We start from the raw sequence: 18,381 nt of genomic DNA, 5'->3' as shown, positions 1-18,381 counted from the left end.
GCTACAGCGAAAAGCTGTTCTGCCGCTTAAGGGAAGGTTTTGTTCTGTTAATGATTGATGGAAATCAGGCAGTGCGGCAGATAGCTTTTTAAGATTTTTATTGTGATCACTCGCAGTAACATCCCTCTCTTTGCCTTTTAAATCAAATGTCGCGCCAAAGCAATATTTGCCGTTTTTAGCAGGGGATATATATCCCTCCCCGCAAATAACTGTCTTTAATTCAGGTAGGCTAGTGTTTTTTTGTGTGATCGATACTTGGCCCCGTATTGCTTTTAGAGGTAGGTGCTCTGTAGCTGAGAATTGGTTAGCGAATTCAGCATTACAGATGACTAAATGAGAACAGTGTAAGTGCTTGCTATCGCTATCCGTTAATTGCCATCTGCTGTTAGTGTGTTGTATAGCGTCAATATCTTTCTGTATCAGGGTGATATTAGGATGATTTGATAAGAATTGGCAAAAATCGACCGGTGAAACCCAACCTGCATCAGGGAAAAAAAGCCCATCATGAACAACGCTGGAACCGCAAATTTCTGTCAGCTCCCCCGCTGTTTTTAACTGTACCAGTGTGTCAGGGTAATACTCATTTTCTATTAATTCCCGCTGCTTTATTGCTTCACTATCTTTCGTGGCTAACTGTGCGACACCACATTGAGACCAGAATGAGTTGTCCGGATCATTTTGTTTCAGAAAATTAACCGTGTACAGAAAACCACTTAAATGTAACTCGCCCTGCTTAGTGGGTGTAACAGGTAACTTAGCATAAAGAGCGCCTTGTCTATTTCCTGAGCCTGCACTCGCTAACTGAGTTTCTTTTTCTATCAGGGTGACTTTAATGCCCCGTTGAGCCAGTGAGTAAGCCGTACTGCACCCTGATAGGCCTCCGCCAATAATAGTGACTTCTTTAGGTCGTTTAGATTTAGGAAGCGAGAACCAGGGCTTGATTTCAGCTTTATTGGTAATTTGAGTTCCGGAAAAAGTTCCAACTAACATCTCTCTTTTCATGCCAAAACCTTTTCTTTTTTTGACATTAAATCCGGCCCTTGTAAGGCCCCTTTTAACAATTCCAGCAGAAGTGAATGTCGAAAAAGTAGTATTGGCATGGCTAAGTTTAGCAATGGATTCAAACAGGTCTTTTGTCCACATATCAGGGTTTTTGGATGGGGAAAAACCATCTAGATACCATGCATCTACTTCAGCATATAGCTGTGAATAACACGCAGTGGCGTCTCCGAAAAGTAATGTTAATGTTATATTTTTATTAAAATATAAACGATAGAAGCCTTGCCTAGATTGAGGGTACTGAGAAAGTAAAAGGCGGATATAATCGTCAAATTTTGGGCTTAGACCATGTAAGGCTCTTGCAATGTCTCTTGAGCATAAAGGGTGTTTTTCGGCTGAAATATAATGATAATGATTACTGTGTTTCTTTGCAGTAGTCCAAGAGTGCAAAGTGTTTAGGAAATTTAGCCCTACTCCGAATCCAGTTTCGGCAATTACTATAGTAGAATAGGGTTCGCTATGGAGTTTTTCTATATTATTGCTTTCAAGGTAAACGTACTTGCTTTCTGAAAAACCGTTTTGGCTATTGAAATATACATCGTCATATTTACTCGAAATGGGAATTTCGTCCAGCCAAGTATTATGTGCAGAGGTTAGTTTTTCCATGAAGGTATATGATAATTAATTTTAGTAATTTTAACATTGGGTCTGCCTAAATACTATGAAAAGAAGTGAGGGGAGCATGAAGAAAAAAGTTTTGGTCTATGCAGGGACTCTTCGTTCTGGTGGGGGGGGGAGTGTTCTTGATCAAATAGTAGATTATTTGATAGAAGAAAAAAGAGATTTTGTTATTTATTTAGGTGATAAAAAACTGTTAAGTGAATATGAAAAGAGGGGTGATATTCCACTATCGTCTGTAAATGGATTTTTTAGTTATTTGAGCCCTGCAGCTGTCTATTTTATATCCAAGGTGTATTTTTTATTTCGTTCTTTCCTTAAAAGGGATGAATGTGTTGTTTTATCGTTTAATCAATATATTCCTTCGGTTTATAATAATTATGTTTACCATATTAACTTGTTGTCTTTTATGACTGAAGATGGCATTGGTGCAAAAATCAGGAGGTTTGATGCTAAAAAAGCATTACAGTATGCGAAAAAGAATATCTTTGAATCAAATTATCTAAAGGATATTGCTGTAAGATATACAGGAGTTGATAGAAATGATTTTTCGGTTATTCACGTTTGCCTTAATTCTGAATTTAAATCGGTAGGGGGGAGGGGTGAGAAAAAAGAAGCAGGAAAGATAATTGCGGTTACAAGCCCAGCTAAACATAAAAATAATAATTTTCTTTATGAGTGTATTAGATCGCTGAAAAATAAAAGACCTGATATCAACTGGAAGTTATGTGTTGTTGGTGGTCAGGACTTGAAATCTTGGGAAGGAAATAAAGATTATGCTGAAGCTATAGGTGTCGAAACCTCAGTTGAATTTCTTGGGCCGTTGACACGAACGGAGCTTCAAAAAAAATATATTACGTCTTTTTGTATGATTAATAGCAGTAAAGTAGAGTCGATGTATATGGTGGTTTTGGAGGCTATGTCAAGTGGTTGCCCCTGTGTACTTGCTGATAATAGCTCTGCAAGAGAATCGATGGGCAATGTTTACGGGCTTTTCAAAGATGATGATCCCAACGTTATGGCGGAAATGGTTATAGCATTACAGGAGGATTCTTCTCTGTATAAGAAAACAGTAGAGGAGGGGCTTAAGCATGTACAATACTTTTCGAAAGAAAGGTTTATAAAAGAATTTTCATTGGTTATAGAATAATATGGATAGAGTTTTAGTAGTTTGCTTTAAATTAATAGGGGTTTCTTTTCTATTCGTTGGTCAGGTTGTTCCTGCTTTTTTTATGGATGCAAATGAATATGGTGAATACGCATCCTTGATTTCATTTGTGTCTATATGTGTGGTTCTTTCAGTTTTCGGAGGGGATAGATACTTACTCAAAGAAGTTTCGGTAAGCTACGGTTTGAATAGTTTCTTTGAAAGTAATATTTTAATTTTGATTAAATGTTTGTTGTTTTGTTTTTTGGTTGTTTTTGTTGTTGTTGTTTTAAAGTATTATGGTGATTTTTATATTTTGTTTTTTGTTGTTTTGACGGTGATGTTTAATGTGTTGTTTGTTCTTTCGACTTCGCTTCTTCGGGGGAGCGGAAATCGGCTTTTGGCAGAGTTTTTGTTAAATGTTTTTCGTCCTTTTTTGTTTGTTTTTATGATTTTTGTTGTTTTTAATTATTATGATTTTGAAGGAGTTTCTTCTGAAGGTCTTATCTATGTGTTAATGTTTTCATGGGGAATTGCTTTTGTGGCTCAAGTGTTTTTTTTGGTTAAAAAGACAACTGTTTTTGGTTTTTTGTTAAATATGCCAGTGCTAGGTGGGGAGTGGTGTTTTTTTAAGAAGTTATTCCCTTTTGCAATGCTTGCAATAGGTCCAGGGTTGTTGAATCAGATTGATATTTATATGGTTTCTGTTGTATGCGGGAATATAGAAGCAGGGGGGTACGCTATAGCTTCTAAAGCTAGCCAGTTATTAAACCTGTCTTCTGTTGCTCTGAATCTCTATTTGGCCCCAATAATCGCTCGTATGTTTAAAGATAGAATAAGTCGTTCTGTTGCACTGAAAGAAATTAAAATGACAATGGTTTTTGTTGCGGTTTTAACAGTGCTGCCTGCTATAGTGGTTATTTCTTATTCTACGGAGCTTCTAGGCATTGTTAATGAAGAATACGTATCTAATGACAGTTTGTTAAATGTTTTAGTTTTAGCTAAGGTTTTTTCTGCTTTATGTGGCCCTGTATTTGTTTTTCTAGCTATGGCGGGAGATGAGCTTTTTGCCGGAGTGCTTTCAGTGATATCGGTGGTTGTTTTGGGTTTACTTATATACATAATAGCACCAGTTTATAGCGCGGAGTCAGCAGCTTATATTCAACTTTTTGTAACTGCTTTTCTGAATGCTATTCTTGCTATTAGGGTTTATTATAAGTTTAAGATTGATGTCAGTATTATTGGATTGTTTCGTAAAGGTATTTGATGAATAGTGTAGATAAAGTATCGGAAAATTTTTTCTTAGTAGTTGGTTCTGGTAGATCTGGTACGACATTGCTTAAATCTATGCTCAGTTGCCACCAGTCTGTCCATATCCCACCAGAAACTTTCTTTTATACTTCGATATTTAAAGATGGTGGAAGGAGGGATTCCGTTGAAAGTCTTATAAAAACCTTAAAAAGTAAATGGTGGATACAGAGTCGAGTCAGTGATTGGTCATGTTTTGAACGAAGAGTGAAGGAATCTAGCTTAAATTCGGTTGATGCGGCTTTCTTCTCGTTGCTTATGGAAGGCGCTGAGCAAGATGGTATTACTCTTTTCGGGGAGAAAACTCCTGCTCATGTTTTTCAGGCAGAAAGGTTTCTTAGGGATTACCCAGCTGCGCGAGTCATACATATAGTACGCGACCCTAGAGCGATATATGCATCATATAAAAAAATGATTGTTGGGTATCAGTACCCTTTGTCCTTTGTTAATAACTGGAAGCGAGTAATAGAGATTCATAATAAGCTTAATGGTAATCCAAAATATATGAGTGTTAGGTATGAAGACTTAATACTAGATACAGTTAATGTCATAGAAAAAATACAATCCTTTTTGGCGTTACCAATATCGAGTAGCGTCCTTGATTTTGCAGCTCGAGATCAAGCTAATTTTGAACCAGAACAAAAGCATCATGCTGAAACTTTGAAACCAATTTTTACAGGTAGTATAGCTAATTGGCAGTGGCTTCCTATCAATGATATTCAGTTTATTGAAGCACATTTAAGTGAAGAAATGGCGTCTTTAGGTTATGAAGTTGGTAGTTTAGATTTAAAAAAATATTTCTTTCTAGAGTGTAAGTATCTAGTTATGGAATTTTTTCATAGGAACTTTATAAGAAGGCCGTATCAATTAAATAAACGAATATTAGCTAAAATAAGATTTAGGAAGTAAAGTTATGCTGTCTAGGCTTGCTGGTTTTTACTTTTGTTTTTTGTTTGTTAGTTTAGGTTTTTTTTCGGTTAAGTTTTTTGATACTGGCGTGAGTGTATATTATTTTGTTGTTTTTCCCTACTTCTTGTTGGGGTTTTGGGCTCTTGTAACAGGGTTTAGTGCGTTTGGCATATGTAAAATTGATTTTATATTATTTCTGCTGGTTTTCTTTAACTCAACTTATGCGCTTTTAGATGTTGATTACAAGATTGATATTATTATTTTTAAAACATTATATTTGTTTTTTTCATATATGGGTATTAGGTGTTATCTTGTTTCGATTGAGAATGAGAGACTGTTAAGTCTTATTAAAGGAGTGGCTCTTTCAGTTTTTGTTTTTTTTGTTTTTTTGCTTTGTCTTATAGTATTTTTGTTTTTTCAGTTAGAAGTTGAGGTTTTTGGCTATTGGGAGATGACTCTACCTATGGTTAGTGAAATTTATACATTTTTCTCTCCTCAGTATGATTTGAATGGGGTTAGGTCAAAAGATATAATGAGAAATACTTACGGTGAGATATTTTCTTTGTTTGCTTTTCTGATATTTTTTGGTTGCTTTGCTTCAAAGGGGAAGTTGGGTTTGTTTTCGGTGATGATTTCTTCTTTTATGGTTTTGTTTACTTTTTCACGGAGGGCGATAATTGATTTTTTAATTATATTGGCTGTTTACTTTCGTGGTGTAAACGCTTTGGTTGTCAATAATTTTATTATTATATCTTTTGTTGTTTTTTCTTTGGTTGTTATAAAGATCTTTGTCTTTGGCGATGTTTCTTTAACACGTCATTTTTATTTATGGGATACTGCTAGGTTCGGTATGATTAAAGAGGTGTTTTCAGTTGATTTGTCGTCTTTTTTGTTTGGGGGAGGGTATGGGTATAAGTTTGGGGATAAATATATTCATAATTTTGTTCTTTCGCAGATGTATATGTTTGGCGTTCTAGGCTTTGTTTTTTCTTTTACATTTTTTTATTTGGTGACTAAACGACTGTGTGTTTCAATTTTTAGTAATAATTATGCGGCAATTATACTTGTTGTCCCCTGTGTCGGGATGATGGTTGGAAGTTCATTCGAAGGTTTGTTGACTCCTGCAGGATATCTTTCATTAGCTCTAGGACTTAGATTTTCTCAAAATGATCGGGTTCGTGATTGAGTGATCCTATTTTTATGTGGCGTGAGGATTTTTTAATGATTTATAGGAAAATGGTTCGATTTAAAGAAAGGCACGGTGATAATTTTTTTAAAGGTTTCTTTCGAGAGTCTCTTGCTAAAATTATGAGAAACGCTTTTTTGAGAAGCGTTATTTCAAGGTTCTTTCCAAAGCCGGATGTGCTAGGTATGGTTTTTATGTCTGGTTGTTACAATTCGGGCACAACAATTATAAAAGATGCAATATGCTTGCATCCTATGTTGTGCTCGCCTCCTGTAGAAGGCTCTGCTATTACTACTGATCTAGTGGATTTTGATGTGGGTTACTTCCCTAGAGGGTTGTATTCTAATTTACAGGATGTGGCTAACATGAAATTATCTTTTTTTGACAAGGATCGATTTAGATTGGAGATTTCGCCATGGTGTAGAAAAAATACCATGTTTTTAGATAAAAGTATTAGTAATACAGTTATGCTTAACCAGTTAAATGAAGCATTCCCAAACTGCTTCGTTATAAATGTGATAAGAGAACCATATTCTACTATTGCGGGGATCAAGAAAAAATCCACACCGCCAGCTATGTTTGTTGATATTATGGGAGAGCAATACTCCGATGATTTTCTTCTCGCTCAATGGGAAGCTCTGTACTCTTTTGTAGTTGATTCAAATATACCCAATGATAGATTTTTTAATATAGATTTTTCTGAATTTGAGAAGAACCCTGTCCAAACAATAAAAAGTGTTTGGTCTTTTCTGGGGTTACCTTTATGCGATATTTCATACTCTAATGGGGTTCTTGTAGTTTCAGGGAGTCAATTGCTTATTCGCCAAGGAGAAGAGCTTGATAGGTGCTCTCTTTACTTGAATATGATTAATCGTTTAGATAAAAAGGCAGAAACGCGTGAAAGTTGTAATTAGCTTCGATTTTGAATTGGCTTGGGGGGTGGCAGATTCGTATGAATGGGAGGTGAGAGAACGTTCAGGTTTGTACGATGCCTGTCATGCCGAGTTGCCTGCCTATATTCGTTTGTTAGAGGAGATGTCCGTTCCGGTAACATGGGCAATCGTGTCAAATTTATTGAATTCAGAAACCGGCCATATACAGACTGAACATCTCAAAGGGCGTTATCGAGAATCCGTAGAATCATTTCTTCACTGTTCGAAACCGACCTCGCGTTCAGCAGTAGATCTTATTAAACAAGTTGTATCTTTTGAACAGCATGAAATAGCGACTCATACAGCGACTCACCCTTATCCTTCACATTGTGACATTGATGAGGATGTTTATATGGATGACGTGAGAATTTCATTAGATGATATAGGTCTTTTATTGGGTCGAGTACCTACCAATATTGTTTACCCACGTGACGAAGCACATTATCATAAAGCTATAGCTAAAAAATTCGGGCTTGGAGCTCGAATTAATCCCAAAATTCTTCGTAGATCGAACCTCCCTAGAATTTTAAAGTATACATCAGAGATTACAAATGGAGCTCCTCCTTCTAGAGTGATGTTAGGTATGAGCGGAGAGGTTCTTCAAACAGGGTCTGCTCTTTTTAACTGGTATGGGGGGCGTGCGGCATTTGTGAAGCGGTTTTGTTTAAAAGCAATACTTAGAAAAATTTTGATTTCAGCCTCTGAACCTCGAATGGAAAAGGATATTTATCATTTGTGGTTACATCCCTTTAACTTGTTACGAGACCGTGCAGTTGGTGACGCGTTTAAATGCTTTTTGATTCAAGCGGATGGGCTTAGAAAGAAAGGCTTACTGGAATTCATAACAATGAATCAATGTGGTCAGGAGTTATTAGCTGAATCAGATTTGCATAAAAATTATAAAAGGTTGTGTAATGATACAGCAGATTGATCATAGACTCTGGTTCAGTCTAAACGGTGCCTTGAGGTTGTGTTTGGCAAAACATGGAGATCTATTGGGTAATAGGTACCCTTTAGTAAATGAGTATCCTAAGTCGGGAGGCTCATGGTTTGCTCAAATGCTTGCTGATTCCATGGGGTTGCCTTTTCCGAGGAATCGTTTGCCAATGTTTGCCGACTCAGTATTGCATGGGCATTACTTATATTCTCAAAGCTTTAAAGATGTATGTGTAGTTTGGCGAGATGGCCGTGATGTTATGGTCTCTTGGTATTTTCATAAAGTGGTTGGGAATGAACTCAGTAGTGCTAAAGCTACAAATGCTGTTGTGAAATATTTAGGTTTTAAGGATCCTAATGATATACAGCATAATTTATCAAAATTCATTGAATATTCTTTTCAAGAGCAGATTCAGCCTAGATTTTCATGGACAGAATTTGTGGATGCTTGGCTTGATAAACCTGTTTTTCATACTAAATATGAACAGCTTCTTAGTGAGCCGGAACAAGAGCTAAAAAGAGCATTAGCTTGGTTCGGATGTAATAATGTTTCTGATTTGGAGATAGATAATATAATAAGTAATTATAGTTTCTCCAATCAATCTGGACGAGTGCAGGGAGATGAGGAATCATCCAGTTATCTTAGAAAGGGGGTGTCCGGAGATTGGGTGAATCATTTCACGCTCCAATCTAAAGAAATCTTTAATGAGTATGCAGGTGCTCATTTGATACGTTTAGGTTATGAGTCTGATTATTCTTGGTTAAGTGGCCAATAATTATTATTGTGAATTTTGTATTAAAGATCAGAGTAATAGTTTTTGTATTTATTTGAATTACAACTGGTTGATCTATGTTTGATAATAAAATACTTCTAATAACCGGAGGGACAGGTTCTTTCGGAAATGCAGTTTTGAGACGTTTTCTTAATTCTGGTCTTGCTGAAATAAGAGTCTTTAGTCGAGATGAGAAGAAGCAAGATGACATGCGTAAGCTATATGGAAATACCAAATTAAAGTTCTATATTGGTGACGTGCGAGACTATAATAGTGTGTTGAATGCGACCCGCGGTGTACATTACATCTACCATGCTGCAGCACTCAAACAAGTACCTTCTTGCGAGTTTCATCCTATGGAAGCGGTGAAGACGAACGTAATGGGAACAGAGAATGTGCTTGAGGCTGCGATCATGAATAATGTTGAGCGAGTTGTTTGTTTAAGTACTGATAAAGCGGTTTACCCAATAAATGCTATGGGTATTTCTAAAGCCATGATGGAAAAAGTTATGGTGGCTAAATCTCGGAACTTGGATGGCACTAACACCGTTATTTGTGGGACTCGCTATGGCAATGTGATGGCTTCACGTGGTTCGGTTATTCCACTGTTTGCGGACTTAATTAAAGTGGGAAAACCGATGACTATTACAGACCCTAATATGACGCGTTTCATGATGACGCTTGAGGATGCTGTTGATTTGGTTCTTTATGCTTTTGAACATGGCAAAAATGGTGATATTTTTGTCCAGAAAGCACCTGCGGCCACTATTCAAACGCTCGCTGATGCGATGAAAGAATTACTTGGCTTGCCTGAACACCCTGTGAACGTTATTGGAACACGTCATGGTGAAAAACTGTATGAAGCATTGTTAAGCCGTGAAGAGATGTCCGCTGCGGAGGATCGCGGTGATTACTATCGTGTGCCGCCGGATTTGAGAGACTTAAATTACGGGAAGTTTGTAGAGGATGGCGATGCTCGCATCTCACAGTATGAGGATTATAATTCTCATAATACTGAACGGTTAGATGTGGAGGGTATGAAAGTCTTGTTGTTAAAATTGGCAATGATACGCGCGATTCGAGCTGGTGAAGCTTATGAGGCTGATATCTAAAATGAAAATTGTTGTGACAGGAGCGCAAGGGTTTATCGGTCAAAACCTTTGCATTATGTTGGAAGAGAATGGTCACAGCGATATTGTTCGTATTGATCGCGATACGTCTCAGGATCAACTGATTGCCGCTCTGCAATGTGCTGACTTTGTTTTTCATTTGGCGGGAGTGAACCGTCCCAAAGATGACGCTGAATTTCAGCAAGGTAATGCTGATCTAACAGCATTTATCGTAGGTGAATTAGAAAAGTCAGGACGAAAAACGCCGTTAATGCTCAGTTCTTCAACTCAAGCGGAAATGGATAATCTTTATGGATTGAGTAAGTTAAGCGCTGAAAAAGAGGTTGTTGCTTACGGTGGGGAAACAGATGCGCCTTACTTTATTTATCGTTTTCCTAATGTATTCGGTAAATGGTGCCGCCCAAATTACAATTCATTTGTAGCTACCTTCTGTCACAATATCGCTAATAACATCGAAATTACTATCAATAATCCAGTGGCGCCTGTGACATTGGTATATATCGATGACCTTTGTCATGAGTTAATGGGTTTGTTAAAAAATGGTACTGCATCAGGGTATCGACAAGTGTTGCCTGCGTATTCCACGACGGTAGGTAAAGTCTCTGAATTATTGCATTCTTTTAAAAAGAGCCGCCAAACTTTGGTCACAGAAAATGTTGGTCAAGGCTTGGAGCGTGCATTGTATTCGACCTATTTAAGCTATTTCTCTCCGGAGCAATTTAGTTACAATTTACCCACATACTCTGATGAACGCGGAATTTTTTGTGAAATGTTGAAAACAGAAGGTGCGGGTCAGTTTTCTTTTTTTTCAGCGCATCCTGGCATCACTAGAGGCGGCCACTATCACCATACTAAGAATGAAAAATTTCTGGTGGTTAAAGGAACTGCCTTGTTTAAATTTAAGCACATTGTTACTGGGGAGTGCTTTGAGACAACAGTTAATAGTGATGAGGCCCGTGTTGTTGAAACCGTGCCGGGCTGGTCTCATGACATAACGAATATTGGTGATGATGAACTGCTTGTAATGTTATGGGCGAATGAGATTTTTGATCGAAATGCGCCTGATACGTTTGCTCACCTTTTGTAGCTAGAGTGCTAATGATGAATAAATTAAAAGTAATGTCAGTTGTCGGTACTCGGCCAGAGATTATCCGCTTATCTCGAGTATTAGCTAAGCTCGATGAGCATTGCGAACATATTATTGTCCATACCGGCCAAAACTATGATTTTGAGCTGAATGAAGTTTTTTTCAATGACTTGTGTGTCCGCAAACCAGATTTTTTCTTGAATGCAGCAGGTAAAAACGCAGCTGAAACTATTGGGCAGGTGATTATAGCGGTTGATAATGTGATTGAAAGCGCTATGCCAGATGCCATGCTTGTACTGGGTGATACGAATTCTTGTCTTGCAGCAATACCAGCTAAACGCCGTAAAGTGCCAATTTTCCATATGGAGGCAGGGAATCGTTGTTTTGATCAGCGTGTACCGGAAGAGACTAATCGGAAGATCGTTGATCATACTGCGGATATCAATCTGACTTATAGCACTATTGCGCGTGACTACTTATTAGCCGAAGGTTTGCCAGCAGACCGAGTGATTAAAACAGGTAGCCCCATGTTTGAGGTATTGTCGTATTACATGCCGCAAATTGATAACTCCGATATTTTGAAGCGTTTAGTTTTGAAAAAAGGTTGCTTCTTTGTTGTGAGTGCTCATCGTGAGGAGAATGTGGATTCCCCAATACAGCTGAAGAACCTAGCTAATATACTGAATACTGTTGCCGAGCATTACGATCTCCCAATTATTGTGTCCACGCACCCTCGTACTCGTAATCGTATCGAAGCGCAAGGGTTAGAATTTCATCCTAATATCCAGTTGCTGAAGCCTATGGGGTTTCATGATTACAATCACCTCCAGAAAAACGCCAAGGCTGTCCTATCTGATAGTGGCACCATTAATGAGGAATCATCAATCATGAATTTCCCCGCGCTGAATTTGCGAGAAGCTCATGAGCGCCCTGAAGGAATGGAAGAGGCATCTGTTATGATGGTGGGCTTGTCGACGGAACGTGTAATGCAAGGGCTGGATATTTTAGAAGATCAATCTGTAGGTAAGGAGCGTTTACTGCATTTGGTCGATGATTACAGTAAACCCAATGTTTCCGATAAGGTTGTGCGTATAATACATAGCTATCGTGATTATGTTATGAGAACTGTTTGGAAACAGTATTGATGGCAAATAGGAATAAACGTAGTTGCAGTGGGTTAAAGGTACTAGTTGTGCACCGGTATTATTGGCCCGATACTCCACCGTATGCTTCCATGTTAAGAGAAATTGTAAGGTGTTGGAAGCAGGAGGGGCATATCGTAAATGTTCTTTCCTCACAGCCTTCTTACAAGCAGGAGTTAAAAAACGAAACTCGGTCAAAAGTGGAAATTGTAGATGGAGCTACCGTATATAGATTAGAGCTACCAAATGAGTCAGGTAAGCCTATACGTAGAATTTGGAATGCTTTTAAATTGGGGTGGGCGGTTTTTTGTAAGGCCTTGTGGGGGCGATATGATGTAATAATGGTCTCAACTGCTCCGCCGGTCTTGGGCGGTTTTTTTTCTGCACTATCTGCTAGATTAACTGGGGCAAGGTTTATTTACCATTGTATGGATGTTCATCCTGAAATAGGTAGGGTATCTGGTGAGTTTTCTAATCCCATAGTTTATAAACTGTTGCTTTGGGCTGATAATTGGACATGCAGTAGAGCTGCCCCTGTAGTAGTGTTATCAGAAGATATGGAAAATTCCTTACGAGCTCGCGGCAGAGGAGATTATAATATTCAAGTCATCAATAATTTTAGTCTCCCTTCTGAACAAATTATACCTAATGAACTACCTTTCGAATGGCCAAATGTAACGCTTACTATGTTGTTTGCTGGTAACGTGGGACGTTTTCAAGGGTTGGATATTCTTGTCGCAGCAATGAAAAAGCTTAGGCATCGGCCGGATATTCATATTGTGATAATGGGGGAAGGGGCAGCAAAAAAGGAACTAGAGTTGCAGGTTTCAGATAATGCTCTAAATATCAGTTTTATCGGGCATCATCCTGTTGAAATTGCGAAGGCTGCAATGCTGAAAGCTGATATTGGCTTTGTTAGTTTATCTAAAGGTCTTTATCGCTATGCATACCCTAGTAAAACAATGACTTACCTAGAGCAAGGATGTCCGATTATAGTGGCTGTAGAAGCTGAAAGTGGACTTTCTAGAGATGTCTTGTCTGGTAAATATGGGGGTGGGGTGTCTCCTGGAGATAGTAATGCGTTAGCTGAAATGTTAAAACTTTTTGCTGATTCTGAATATACGTTGTTATGTATGAAAGAAAATGCAAGAAGAACAGCTATAGAGTCTTTTTCGGAAACTAAGATTTTAACGCAGTGGGTGGACTTGCTTTTGAAAGGGGGTAATCAAAAATGAGAAGGCAAAATGTAATTATAGTCGGCGCCCCACGAAGTGGTACTAATATGTTGAGGGATGTATTGTGTTCCCTTGATGGGGTGGAAACTTGGCCATGTGATGAGATTAACTACATATGGAGACATGGGAATATCAGTTTCCCTTCGGATGAAATCCCGCCCTCAAAAGTTACTGCAGCTCTTAGTGAATATATACATCGCCAGTTTAATTGGGTTGCAGCAAAATATGGTGCTCATACTGTAGTTGAGAAAACATGTGCTAGCAGTCTGAGAATTCCTTTTGTAGATAAAGTATTGCCGGATTCTAAATATATTTTTATTTATCGAGATGGTATCGATGCTGTAGGTTCGGCAAGATTAAGGTGGACTGCCACATTAGATATACCATACTTGTTGGAAAAGGTGCGTTTCGTTCCCTTGCTTGATTTGCCAGTTTATGCGCTGAGGTATTTTAAGAGTCGTTTGCATCGATTGACTTCGTCAGATAAGCGATTAGCTTTTTGGGGGCCTATTCTTCATGATATGGATGAGATTTTAATAAACTATACGTTAAACGAAGTTTGTGCAATTCAGTGGCAGCGTTGCATAGAAAGTGCTGAAAACGCTTTTCGTGAAATGCCGCAAGACCGGGTCTTTAGATTGAGTTATGAGGAATTTGTTTCGCAACCGGAACTTAATTTGATTAACATTGCTAAGTTTTTGTCCTTAGAATTTGATCAGCAGGCTATAGAAAAATCTATTGCAAAGGTTTCTAGTGAGAGTGTGGGAAAGGGGCGGGAAGCTTTAGGAGATAGTGAAGTGGAAGTTTTGGAAAAGCTTGTAGGTGAAACGTTGGGGCGTTATGGTTACTGACGATCAAGAGATTTGTTTAAGTAGAGCTCAAGAAAGGCTAAAAAGGTCTCTTGATATTATCTTAGCTTTGTCGGGTTTGATAGTTTTCTGGTGGTTGATTTTACTAGCTTGGATTATTGCATGTGCAGATACAAAGAGTAATGGTTTGTTCGTTCAGTGTAGGGTTGGACTAAATGGTAAGCGCTTTAATGTGTTTAAGATCAAAACTATGAGCCCAATACAGTCAATGTCAACAACAGTAACTCTTTCATCGGACCCTAGAATTACTACCTGCGGTGCTTTTTTTAGGAATACAAAAATAGATGAGTTGCCGCAGTTGTGGAATGTATTAATTGGTGATATGAGTTTTGTCGGACCTAGGCCTGACGTTCCTGGCTTTGCCGATGAATTAAAGGGTGATGAGTGTGCTTTATTGAACGTTCGCCCTGGAATTACAGGTCCTGCAACTTTAAAATATAAAAATGAAGAAACTATTCTTGCTCATGTTGATAATCCTGAACTATATAACAAACAAGTTATTTGGCCTGATAAGGTTAAAATTAATCTAGAGTATATTAAAAACTGGTCAATAAAACTTGATCTCGAGTGTATAATTAAAACGGTTGTTCGTTAAATGTTAAATGGACCTTTTTCCTCTTGGCCATCATTCTCTAAAGAAGAGGCTGATGCAGTGAGAGATGTGCTACTTACTAATCAGGTTAATTACTGGACTGGTAGAGAAGGGCGAGATTTTGAACGGGAGTTTGCTTGTTTTGCTGAAGCTAAATATGCGATTGCTTTAGCTAATGGAACTGTCGCGCTGGACCTAGCCTTGAAGGCTTTAGGGATTGGCATTGGTGATGAGGTTATTGTAACTTCTCGTACTTTTTTAGCGTCAGTTTCAAGCATTGTAAATTCAGGAGCAATGCCTGTGTTTGCTGATGTCGACAGAGATAGTCAAAATATAACTGCTGAGACGATTTCTGCTGTTATCACTTCTCGAACTAAAGCAATTATTTGTGTTCATTTAGCAGGTTGGCCGTGTGATATGGATCCAATCATGTCGCTAGCATCGGGTAAAGGTTTATTTGTAATTGAAGATTGTGCTCAGGCACATGGTGCTAAATATAAAAATCAATCAGTTGGAAGTATTGGTCATATAGGCTGTTGGTCTTTCTGTCAGGATAAAATTATGACAACAGGTGGGGAAGGAGGAATGGTTACAACTAACGATCATTCTCTTTGGTCATCTATGTGGTCATTTAAGGACCATGGTAAAAGCTGGGGGGCTGTTTATGAGCAAGAGCATCCTCCGGGATTTCGTTGGTTGCATGAGTCATTTGGAACTAATTGGCGCATGACAGAAATGCAGGCTGTGATTGGGCGGATTCAGATTAAGAAAATGGATGAATGGCAGAGTGTTCGTTTAAAGTATGCTGAGCAAATATGGGATGCTGTAAAAGACTTGGACGTTATAAGGGTGCCTGAAGTTCCTTCTACGATTTTGCATGCCGCTTATAAGTGTTATTTTTTTGTTGATGTCCCTATAAATGAAGCGGAGAAAGTCCGAGATCACTTTATGGCTGAAATAAATGCCAAAGGTGTACCATGCTTCTCTGGTACTTGCTCAGAGGTGTATTTGGAAAAAGCATTTGATGGTACAGGTATCAGGCCTAAAAATGCGCTAGCTTTTGCGCAAGAGTTAGGTAAATCTAGCCTAATGTGTATGTGTCATCCAACATTGACTCAGGAAGAGATTGATAAAACTTGTGAAGTTCTAAGAGATGTTTTTCAGCGGCCATTACCGTAAATATGTTTTGATTTGAGTTTATAAGGGGGATTAGCAAACCTATTCCTACCCTCTTTGAGTGATCTTAATAGAAAGTAGAGTTTAAAAAAGTATGAAGAGATCATGAGATAGTATTAATAATAGACATGTATAATAATGCTGCTTTGGGCCCACGAGTGATTGCCAGTAATGGCGAGTAGGATTAGTGCCATATTTTTTCTTAAGATTCGTTTTTATTGGAGTTAAGTGGCAAATGGTTTTTATTGGTTCTTTAAGTCTATTTCAATAAATTGGAGTTTATGATGAATGGGTTTAGTGCCCCTGTTAAATCCCCTCACTACAGAATTATGGCATTGGGGAGAAATAGTAAGAAGACAATCATGGTTCTCGCTGATTTAATTGCTCTTCCTCTGGCGCTTTGGTCTGGATTCGCCCTTCGTCTAGCTGAATGGTGGCCAGCTGAATTTATTCAGCCGGCTTGGCCTTTGTTTATTATGCTTCCAATTGTAGGTCTGCTAGTTTTTATGCGGCTTGGGCTTTACCGTGCGGTTGTTCGGTTCATGGGTGCCCAAGCAATTTTTTCCGTTATTAAAGGGGTTGTTATTTTAGCTGCCTTTCTTTGGGTTGCTGCAATTGTTTTAAATGTACAGCCTTTCCCGCGTTCAGTACCAGTTAATTTTGCACTTGCAGCATTAGTTTATGTTGGAGGGAGTAGATTTTTAGTTCGTAGCTATTATCATTGGTTGTTACGCTATTATGTAGAAAAAGATCCAGTTCTTATTTATGGTGCAGGGGGGTCAGGAGTTCAGTTGGCAGCTGCTTTGGTAAATGGGGCGGAATATATGCCGGTAGGTTTTATAGATGATGATCAGGGGTTGCATCGTAGTACCGTTAATGGGCTACCAGTATACAGTCCTGAGCAATTGTCTGTATTGATCGGGGACCAGGGAATTACACATGTGTTATTGGCTCTACCTTCGGCAAGCCTCTCTCAGAAAAGTGTAATTTTAGAGTCTTTATCTGCATTCCCTGTTTATGTTAAGACTGTGCCTCCGATGTCTGAAATCGTATCCGGGGAATCAGTTGATAGTTTGCGGGATGTTGAATTAGAGGATTTATTGGGCAGGGACCCTGTGCCCGCAGATGTGGAATTAGTTTCTAGAAGTATTAGTAATAAGGCGGTTCTTATTAGTGGGGCTGGGGGGTCAATAGGAGCAGAGATATCTCGGCAGGTGCTAGTTAACGATCCTAAATCTATAATTTTATATGAAATGTGCGAGTTTGCTTTATATAGCATAGAACATGAGCTTAGGGAGTTGGCAGGCAGTTTAGGGATAAGTATCGATGTGTATCCAGTTTTAGGTTCGGTTTTAGATATTGAGCGTATTGATAGAGTTCTCAGGAAATTTAAGATTGACACAATCTATCATGCAGCTGCTTATAAACATGTTCCTATGGTTGAACATAATATATTCGAGGGTATTCGTAATAATGCTATAGGAACAAAAATTATTGCTGAGGCCGCAGTGAAGGCTTCTGTGGAACGTTTTGTTTTGATTTCTACCGACAAGGCAGTTCGACCCACAAATGTTATGGGTGCGACAAAGCGGTTAGCTGAATTGATTTTGCAGGATTTAGCTCAAAGGGGTCACAGCACAGTTTTTTCAATGGTTCGCTTTGGTAATGTTCTAGGTTCTTCTGGCTCAGTTGTTCCTCTTTTTCGTAATCAAATAGGGGCGGGGGGGCCTATTACGGTTACTCATCCTGAGATTACACGATTTTTTATGACAATACCTGAAGCTGCTACATTGGTTATTCAGGCAGGTTCTATGGCCAAAGGAGGGGATGTGTTTGTGTTGGATATGGGGGAACCAGTCAAAATTACAAGCTTAGCGAAACGAATGATTCATCTCATGGGGCGTCAAGTGAAAGATAAAGAGAATCCAAATGGGGTGTCAATCGAATATAGTGGCTTGAGACCTGGCGAGAAATTATATGAAGAGCTCTTGATTGGTGATGATGTTATAGGTACAGATCATTCAAAGATTATGATGGCAAGAGAGGAGGTACTTAAACATGAAATATTATTGGATGTCATCTTAAAATTAGAGGAGGCTGAAGTTTCCGGTGATGCTGTCGCGGCCAGAGCTATATTGGAAAGTGCTGTTCGTGGTTATAAGCCAAGTTCACCTGTTGTCGATTGGTTAGCTGTAAGAGCTGCTGATGAAGACATCTCTGCTCCTTTGCATTAGCTTCTTTGATTGGTGTACATATTAAATTTTGGGAAGCTGTTGGTGGCT

16 protein-coding genes are annotated in these 18,381 nt (G+C 38.6%); 15 read left to right on the top strand and 1 reads right to left on the bottom strand.

Annotated features, from left to right (window positions below; genetic code table 11):
* A partial coding sequence (mnmC, locus tag B4K11_RS12080; RefSeq protein WP_292959399.1) for a bifunctional tRNA (5-methylaminomethyl-2-thiouridine)(34)-methyltransferase MnmD/FAD-dependent 5-carboxymethylaminomethyl-2-thiouridine(34) oxidoreductase MnmC occupies positions 1–1,665 on the bottom strand: 1,665 nt, incomplete at its 3' end.
* Between the two features lie 76 nt (positions 1,666–1,741).
* Between mnmC and B4K11_RS12075 the strand changes: the two genes are divergently transcribed.
* From B4K11_RS12075 to B4K11_RS12005, 15 genes are all read left to right on the top strand, one after another.
* On the top strand, positions 1,742–2,827 hold the full coding sequence (locus B4K11_RS12075; RefSeq protein WP_292950984.1) for a glycosyltransferase: 1,086 nt from the start codon (positions 1,742–1,744) through the stop codon (positions 2,825–2,827).
* A gap of 1 nt (position 2,828) precedes the next feature.
* Positions 2,829–4,091: a hypothetical protein gene (locus B4K11_RS12070; protein WP_292950982.1), complete on the top strand. Its 1,263-nt coding sequence runs from the start codon at positions 2,829–2,831 to the stop codon at positions 4,089–4,091.
* Complete coding sequence (locus B4K11_RS12065) at positions 4,091–5,041, top strand: sulfotransferase family protein (RefSeq protein WP_292950980.1); 951 nt, start codon at positions 4,091–4,093, stop codon at positions 5,039–5,041. The genes B4K11_RS12070 and B4K11_RS12065 overlap by 1 nt, the downstream gene beginning before the upstream one ends.
* 4 nt (positions 5,042–5,045) lie before the next feature.
* Complete coding sequence (locus tag B4K11_RS12060; protein ID WP_292950978.1) at positions 5,046–6,227, top strand: hypothetical protein; 1,182 nt, start codon at positions 5,046–5,048, stop codon at positions 6,225–6,227.
* The gene (locus B4K11_RS12055) at positions 6,224–7,141 is read left to right on the top strand and encodes a sulfotransferase family protein (RefSeq protein WP_292950976.1); all 918 of its coding nucleotides are present in this window, start codon (positions 6,224–6,226) and stop codon (positions 7,139–7,141) included. The genes B4K11_RS12060 and B4K11_RS12055 overlap by 4 nt, the downstream gene beginning before the upstream one ends.
* Positions 7,125–8,090, top strand: coding sequence for a hypothetical protein (locus B4K11_RS12050; protein ID WP_292950974.1), 966 nt, complete (start codon positions 7,125–7,127; stop codon positions 8,088–8,090). Before B4K11_RS12055 ends, B4K11_RS12050 begins: the two co-directional genes overlap by 17 nt.
* Positions 8,074–8,871 (top strand): sulfotransferase domain-containing protein, encoded by a 798-nt coding sequence (locus B4K11_RS12045; RefSeq protein ID WP_292950972.1) that lies wholly within the window; start codon positions 8,074–8,076, stop codon positions 8,869–8,871. Before B4K11_RS12050 ends, B4K11_RS12045 begins: the two co-directional genes overlap by 17 nt.
* Positions 8,872–8,945: 74 nt before the next feature.
* Positions 8,946–9,980 (top strand): polysaccharide biosynthesis protein, encoded by a 1,035-nt coding sequence (locus B4K11_RS12040; RefSeq protein WP_292950970.1) that lies wholly within the window; start codon positions 8,946–8,948, stop codon positions 9,978–9,980.
* A gap of 1 nt (position 9,981) precedes the next feature.
* Positions 9,982–11,085 (top strand): UDP-2-acetamido-2,6-beta-L-arabino-hexul-4-ose reductase, encoded by a 1,104-nt coding sequence (gene wbjC, locus B4K11_RS12035; protein WP_292950968.1) that lies wholly within the window; start codon positions 9,982–9,984, stop codon positions 11,083–11,085.
* A gap of 11 nt (positions 11,086–11,096) precedes the next feature.
* Positions 11,097–12,230 (top strand): non-hydrolyzing UDP-N-acetylglucosamine 2-epimerase, encoded by a 1,134-nt coding sequence (gene wecB, locus B4K11_RS12030; protein ID WP_292950966.1) that lies wholly within the window; start codon positions 11,097–11,099, stop codon positions 12,228–12,230.
* Positions 12,231–12,319: 89 nt separating this feature from the next.
* Entirely contained in the window at positions 12,320–13,462 is a 1,143-nt protein-coding gene (locus B4K11_RS12025) for a glycosyltransferase family 4 protein (RefSeq protein ID WP_292951021.1), read from the top strand.
* The gene (locus tag B4K11_RS12020) at positions 13,459–14,313 is read left to right on the top strand and encodes a sulfotransferase family protein (protein WP_292950964.1); all 855 of its coding nucleotides are present in this window, start codon (positions 13,459–13,461) and stop codon (positions 14,311–14,313) included. Before B4K11_RS12025 ends, B4K11_RS12020 begins: the two co-directional genes overlap by 4 nt.
* Complete coding sequence (locus B4K11_RS12015; RefSeq protein WP_292950962.1) at positions 14,285–14,926, top strand: sugar transferase; 642 nt, start codon at positions 14,285–14,287, stop codon at positions 14,924–14,926. The genes B4K11_RS12020 and B4K11_RS12015 overlap by 29 nt, the downstream gene beginning before the upstream one ends.
* The gene (locus B4K11_RS12010) at positions 14,927–16,102 is read left to right on the top strand and encodes a DegT/DnrJ/EryC1/StrS family aminotransferase (RefSeq protein WP_292950960.1); all 1,176 of its coding nucleotides are present in this window, start codon (positions 14,927–14,929) and stop codon (positions 16,100–16,102) included.
* Between the two features lie 278 nt (positions 16,103–16,380).
* Positions 16,381–18,333, top strand: a complete 1,953-nt coding sequence (locus B4K11_RS12005) for a polysaccharide biosynthesis protein (RefSeq protein ID WP_292950958.1) — start codon at positions 16,381–16,383, stop codon at positions 18,331–18,333.
* The last annotated feature ends 48 nt before the right edge of the window (positions 18,334–18,381 follow it).

The organism is Neptuniibacter sp. UBA6509 (genome assembly GCA_002435145.1).
GTDB lineage: Bacteria > Pseudomonadota > Gammaproteobacteria > Pseudomonadales > Balneatricaceae > Neptuniibacter.
Note: the sequence above shows the minus strand (reverse complement) of the source record. Positions and strands in the feature narration are given on the sequence as shown.

Coding starts and splice junctions, on each gene's coding strand:
- B4K11_RS12010 (WP_292950960.1), top strand. CDS start 14,927: ATGTTAAATGGACCTTTTTCCTCTTGGCCATCATTCTCTAAAGAAGAG.
- B4K11_RS12040 (WP_292950970.1), top strand. CDS start 8,946: ATGTTTGATAATAAAATACTTCTAATAACCGGAGGGACAGGTTCTTTC.
- wecB (WP_292950966.1), top strand. CDS start 11,097: ATGATGAATAAATTAAAAGTAATGTCAGTTGTCGGTACTCGGCCAGAG.
- B4K11_RS12075 (WP_292950984.1), top strand. CDS start 1,742: ATGAAGAAAAAAGTTTTGGTCTATGCAGGGACTCTTCGTTCTGGTGGG.
- B4K11_RS12060 (WP_292950978.1), top strand. CDS start 5,046: ATGCTGTCTAGGCTTGCTGGTTTTTACTTTTGTTTTTTGTTTGTTAGT.
- B4K11_RS12045 (WP_292950972.1), top strand. CDS start 8,074: ATGATACAGCAGATTGATCATAGACTCTGGTTCAGTCTAAACGGTGCC.
- B4K11_RS12020 (WP_292950964.1), top strand. CDS start 13,459: ATGAGAAGGCAAAATGTAATTATAGTCGGCGCCCCACGAAGTGGTACT.
- B4K11_RS12070 (WP_292950982.1), top strand. CDS start 2,829: ATGGATAGAGTTTTAGTAGTTTGCTTTAAATTAATAGGGGTTTCTTTT.
- B4K11_RS12065 (WP_292950980.1), top strand. CDS start 4,091: ATGAATAGTGTAGATAAAGTATCGGAAAATTTTTTCTTAGTAGTTGGT.
- B4K11_RS12005 (WP_292950958.1), top strand. CDS start 16,381: ATGATGAATGGGTTTAGTGCCCCTGTTAAATCCCCTCACTACAGAATT.
- wbjC (WP_292950968.1), top strand. CDS start 9,982: ATGAAAATTGTTGTGACAGGAGCGCAAGGGTTTATCGGTCAAAACCTT.
- B4K11_RS12025 (WP_292951021.1), top strand. CDS start 12,320: ATGTTAAGAGAAATTGTAAGGTGTTGGAAGCAGGAGGGGCATATCGTA.